Consider the following 5,348-nt stretch of genomic DNA (forward strand, 5'->3'; position numbering starts at 1 on the left):
GGCGGCCGGTCCGTCGGCGTCCTCGACCAGCTCGCCCTCGCCGAGTTCCTCGCCTCCGGCGCCTACGACCGTCACGTCCGCGCCGCCCGCCTGCGGCACCGGACCCCGCGGGTCCGGCCCGGTCCGAACGAAAGGCCCCGGCAGGGGAGCACGGGGTGTCGCCTGTCTTCGCGTGGGTACGCGCGCGAAGGGTGAACGGGGGAGCGGAGGTGGTCGGCATGGAACCAGCGCCGGTGGGTGAGGACGGCACCACGGTGGGCGCACATGCCGTGCAGACCATGGCCGCGTTGGACGGGGACGGTGCGGACATCGCCCACGCCCGTCGCCTGGCGGTACGGTTCCTCACCCGCGTGCAGGCCGAGCACGGCCTGCCCGTCTCCCAGCGCGCGATGGACGTGACGCGGCTGGTGGTGAGCGAGCTGGTCACCAATGCCTGCAAGTACGCCCCCGGCCCGGCCCTGTTGCACCTGCGCGTCACCGGCGACACCGTCGAGGTGTCGGTCCGGGACTCCGATCCGGTGCTCCCCGTCGCCCGGGCCGCGGACGCCGGCCGGGTCGGCCGGCACGGCCTGGAGATCGTCACGGCCGTCTGCCAGGACCTCGAAGCGCGGCACGAACCGGTCGGCAAACGCATCACCGCCCGCATCACCCTCCTCGACGACCTCGACGGCACACCCTCGGGACGCAGCCCTTTGTGAATGTGGCCGGGAACAACAGGCACGGAGCCTTCGCGCTCGTACGTCGTCACCAGGCCGCGTGCGGGTACCCCTTGGTGGATCACCGGCCGTGAAGGGGGTGGCCGCAGGCACGAAGCACGAGCCCACCACGCCCCGGCGTGCCATCAGGCACTCACACCCGACAACGTGACCACGCCCCACAGTGCGGTGAACCCGGGTGGCTCAACATCACCGCGCCACCGGCCGGCCACCGTGCAAGGCTGACTCCTGCCACGCGGACGTCGGCCGGTCTGCCTCGGAACGGTCCCGTAGGGAGCGGAGACAGTGATGCTGCTCAGTCTTCAGGAGCGAGAACGCCTGATGATCTATACGGCTGCCAAGCTCGCCCAGGAACGCCGGGAGCGCGGCCTGAAGCTGAACCTCCCCGAGGCCACGGCGGTCATCTCCGCTTTCCTCCTCGAAGGGGCCCGCGACGGGCGCACCAAGGCCGACCTGCAGGACGCGGGACGCACTGTGCTGCGCCGGGACGAGGTGATGGACGGACGGCGTGGCCGACATGGTTCGTCGCGCCCGTCGCGATCGAGGACGGGCTGGCCGACCGGCTCGGCATCGACCGCAGGCTGGTCCCGGTGGAGAACGTGCGCGGCCGGACCAAGGCCGACCTGCCGGAGAACGACGCCCTGCCCGCCATCGAGGTCGATCCCGACACGTTCACCGTCCGCATCGACGGCCAGGTGGTCGATCACGAGCCGGCCACCGAACTGCCCATGAGCCAAAGGTACTTCCTGTTTTGACCAGACCCCGCGTCCCCGCCACGGACGCCCTCCCGCCGACGGGTCTCGCCGCTCTGCTGATGCTGGCGGACGGGCGTTTCCCCGCCGGGAGCCATGCCCACTCCGGTGGACTGGAGGCGGCTGTCGCGGCCGGACGGGTGACGGACACCGGCACGCTCGAGGCGTTCCTCCAGGGCCGCATCGCCACCAGCGGAGCCACCGCCGCCGCCTTCACCGCCGCGGCCTGCGCAGCGCTCGGGAACGACTCACCGGAGCCCTCCGGCACCGACCGGCTCGCAGACCTCGACGCCGAATTCGAGGCCCGCACCCCTTCACCCGCCCTGCGCGCCACCTCCCGCAGGCTCGGCCGGCAACTGCTCCGCGCCGCCCGGTCCGTCCGGCCGCACCGCGGACTGGACACCCTCGCCGCCGCACTGCCCGGAGGCCCGCACCAGCCCGTCGCCCTCGGCGCGACGGCCCGGGTCCTGGGGCTCGGCCCCCGCGCGGCCGCGGCCGCCGCCCTGCACGACGCCGCGACCGGTCCGGCCACGGCAGCGGTGCGCCTGCTCGGACTCGACCCTTTCGCCGTGCACGCCCTCCTCGCCCGGCTGACACCCCAGATGGACCGCCTCGCAGTGCGGGCCGCCGACAACGCGCAGGCACCCGCCGACGAACTGCCCTCGTACGGCGCCCCCTTGCTCGACATCTCCGCCGAACTCCACGCCACCTGGGAGGTGCGTCTCTTTGCATCCTGACCGAAAAGAACCCGCGGACGAACCCCCGCACACCCACACGCCACCCGGCCGGGACACGGACCGGCTCCCCCGGCCCTCGGGACGTCCGCTGCGGATCGGCCTCGGCGGCCCCGTCGGGTCGGGCAAAACCGCGCTCGTCGCGGCACTGTGCCGGTCGCTCGCCGGCGAACTGCAACTCGCCGTCGTCACCAACGACATCTACACCTCCGAGGACGCCGACTTCCTGCTGCGCAACGGAGTGCTCCCCGCGGAGCGCGTCCGGGCGGTCGAGACGGGTTGCTGCCCGCACACCGCCATCCGCGTCGTGCTGGAAGCCGGCGCCCGGCTGGTCCTGCGGGAAGAGGTGCTGCTCGGACGGCACGGTGAAGCGCCCGGCGCCTACCGCCAGCGGGTGCGCGTCGAGGCGGAGCACGGACCGGTCTACGATCAGGAGTTCGGCGTGGGTCCGGCGGCCATCGGATGGAACGGCCCGGCCGTCACCGCCGGCCGGCGCACCGCGGGCACACTGATCGTCGTGGACCCCGACCTGGTGGGCGGCGGCACTTCCCCCGCCGCACTCCGCGCGCACGACACCGCCCTCATGGAGCTTCCAGGTGGAGGCGTGCTGGTCAGCACCCTGGCCCCGGAGACGACGGCCCTGCGGCGGCAGCTCGACCACGCCATGACCCACCTCCTCACACGGACGGCCGAACAGAAGCCCGCCGTTTCGTGTTGCGAACCCGCTCGGTACGCGAGGGAGGCGAACGCATGACGTGGCTCTCCGTTCTCCGCCCGCAACCGCTTCAGCTCCGCCGCGAGCTCATCGGCCGGTGCCGACGCGGTCTGCGGTAGGGGAGGCGCGGGTTGTACGGACGAGGTCAGGGAACCACCGTCACAGCAGGGAGCGAGGGCATCCTCACCTGTACGTCCCGGTTCCCTGCCGGCATCCGCCCGATCGCAGTCCGTCACGATGTGGCCCCCGGGGCGGTGGGGGACAGACGGAGGGGGCACGCGCAGCCGGGTACCAGGGTGCTTGCTCACTGCTGTGCGTCGGCGGGATTGCAGCGCCGGTTCCGTGGACCGGGCGGGTGGGTCAGTGACAGCGGGTGCCGGCTGCTGGCGGCCGTCTGTGCTGTCCGCAAGCGGGTACCCGTGTGCTGCTTGAGGGCCGGCATCGTTTGAGCGGCCGTGAAGGAGTCCCCAAGGGGCACATTCGCCCATGGCGTGCACCACCGTGCCTGCCCGGCGAGAGGGTCTGGGATGTGACTGAGAGCAGCGCGGTGTCGCTGGTGCGGCTGGTGCAGGCCAGTCATACGGCCACGCTCGAGGAGCTTCCCCCGGTGATCGCCGAGCACGCCGCCGCGGCCGGCATGCACGACGTGGCCCTCTTCGTGGTGGACCTCCAGGAGACGGTGCTGCGCCGGCTCACCGGTCAGGGACCGGACGCCGGGAGCGGCGGGCAGGAGTTCACCGTTTCGGGCAGTCTGCCCGGTCAGGCCTTCCAACGCGTGGAACTGCTCCCCGAACCCGAACTTGAACGGGACGGGGCGGGTGATCGTCCGGGCGGGCGGCGGTGGTGGGTGGCCGTCACCGACGGCGTGGAGCGCCTGGGCGTGCTGCGGGCCGACACCGACACCGAGGACGAACCCACCCGCCAGGCCCTGCGCGACCTGGCGTCCGTGGCGGCCCTGCTCCTTTTGAGCAAGCGGTCCTTCAGTGACTCCTACGCCCGTCTGGTGCGCACCGAGCCGATGAACGTGGCGGCCGAGATGCAGTGGAACCTCACCCCGCCGCCCGCCTACGCCGGACACGACGCGACCGTCGGCGCCGTGAGGGAACCCGCCTACCAGGTGGGCGGGGACGCCTTCGACTACGCGGTGGCCGGCAGCACCCTCCATTTGAGTGTCTTCGACGCCATGGGCCACGACACCACCGCCGGGATCACCGCGAACGTCGCCGTGACTGCCTGCCGCAACGCCCGCCGTCAGGGCGCCACGCCGGCCGAGACCAGCGAGCAGGTGGAACGGATCTTGCTCGAGCAGTTCAGCACCAGCCGCTATGTCACCGGCATCCTGGCCGACCTGGACATGGAGAGCGGCAGGCTGACGTGGATCAACCGCGGCCATCACCTGCCGATCCTGATCCGCGGCAACCGCTGGACCATCGAACTGGCCTGCCCCCCGGCCGGCCCCATGGGCACCGACCTGGGCCTGCCGGTCACCGAGGCCATCGAGCAGCTCGAACCCGAAGACCGCCTGCTGCTCTACACCGACGGCATCACCGAAGCCCGCGACGCCCGCGGGGAAGAGTTCGGCCGGGACCGCTTCGTCGACTTCATCCGCCGTCACCACTCCGGCCGGCACACCCTGCACGAGACCCTGCGCCGGCTGATGGCCGCCGTCATGGAACACCACGACGGCAGACTCGACGACGACGCCACCGTCCTGCTCACCGAGTGGCGCGGCGGTCACCAACAGGAGCTGAACCCGTGAACCGCGACCCCTGCGGGGAGGAAGGAGGAAGGGTGACGAGCACCGACCGGCCCGCCTCTCCCGACCGGCGGGACACCCCGGACGGGCAGGCCCGCCTTCCGGGCACCGGCCGTCACCTCGTGGCGGCCGCAGGCGCCCTCGACCCGCGCACACCGCCCCACAGCTCGCCGGCACCCTGCGACCCCTGCTGCTCGCCGACGGTCACGAGCGTGCTCGTGGACCTGTCCGGTGTCGTGTCCCTGGACCCCACCGGGCTCACCTGCCTGATCGCGGCCTGCCGCACGGCCCGGAACACCGGCGCCCGCCCGGCACTGATCGCACCCGGTGGACGCGTACGCCGGATGCCGGCACTGACCGGCACGGACCAGGCCCTGCACAGCCACCCGACCCCGGACTCGGTTCCCGACGGACCGACCGGGTGATCGCCCGGCATCGGTGACCGGGGCCCGGCCCCGCTGCCGGTGGGGATCCGGAGCCGCACACGGCGGCGAGCACTGTGGGACCGGACGGTCGGAGGAATCCCTGTGCACGGCACGCGCCGAGGCCGCGCCCTCACCGCCCGTGGTGGGGGGGGGGGGGAAAGAAACAACACAGAAACCAGGGGAGCGGGGGGGCCGAAGAAGACACAGGTGGGGCTTTTCTTTATCGATCCCCCTCCAAGTTTGCCCATCC

Annotated in this window: 5 protein-coding genes and 3 pseudogenes; all 8 read left to right on the forward strand. The window is 72.4% G+C overall.

The features are described 5' to 3' along the window. Window positions 1–111 (forward strand): annotated as a pseudogene (locus ACZ56B_RS22925) (PLP-dependent aminotransferase family protein); the annotation flags it as partial. Between the two features lie 107 nt (window positions 112–218). After that, on the forward strand, window positions 219–698 hold the full coding sequence (locus tag ACZ56B_RS22930) for an ATP-binding protein (RefSeq protein ID WP_468793638.1): 480 nt from the start codon (window positions 219–221) through the stop codon (window positions 696–698). 306 nt (window positions 699–1,004) lie between these two features. Further along, window positions 1,005–1,220, forward strand: a pseudogene (ureA, locus tag ACZ56B_RS22935) (urease subunit gamma); the annotation flags it as partial. Between the two features lie 17 nt (window positions 1,221–1,237). Then, window positions 1,238–1,471, forward strand: a pseudogene (gene ureC / locus ACZ56B_RS22940) (urease subunit alpha); the annotation flags it as partial. Between the two features lie 59 nt (window positions 1,472–1,530). Continuing rightward, window positions 1,531–2,205, forward strand: coding sequence for an urease accessory protein UreF (locus ACZ56B_RS22945; protein ID WP_468793792.1), 675 nt, complete (start codon window positions 1,531–1,533; stop codon window positions 2,203–2,205). After that, window positions 2,195–2,956 (forward strand): GTP-binding protein, encoded by a 762-nt coding sequence (locus tag ACZ56B_RS22950; RefSeq protein ID WP_468793640.1) that lies wholly within the window; start codon window positions 2,195–2,197, stop codon window positions 2,954–2,956. Before ACZ56B_RS22945 ends, ACZ56B_RS22950 begins: the two co-directional genes overlap by 11 nt. A gap of 490 nt (window positions 2,957–3,446) precedes the next feature. After that, complete coding sequence (locus ACZ56B_RS22955; protein ID WP_468793643.1) at window positions 3,447–4,676, forward strand: PP2C family protein-serine/threonine phosphatase; 1,230 nt, start codon at window positions 3,447–3,449, stop codon at window positions 4,674–4,676. Window positions 4,677–4,708: 32 nt separating this feature from the next. Further along, entirely contained in the window at window positions 4,709–5,098 is a 390-nt protein-coding gene (locus tag ACZ56B_RS22960) for an STAS domain-containing protein (RefSeq protein WP_468793646.1), read from the forward strand. Window positions 5,099–5,348 lie beyond the last annotated feature (250 nt).

The organism is Streptomyces sp. NPDC034670, from assembly GCF_055574875.1.

Bases quoted from the DNA above. Each gene is read 5' to 3' on its own strand.
- ACZ56B_RS22930 (WP_468793638.1), top strand. From the start codon at position 219: ATGGAACCAGCGCCGGTGGGTGAGGACGGCACCACGGTGGGCGCACAT.
- ACZ56B_RS22945 (WP_468793792.1), top strand. From the start codon at position 1,531: ATGCTGGCGGACGGGCGTTTCCCCGCCGGGAGCCATGCCCACTCCGGT.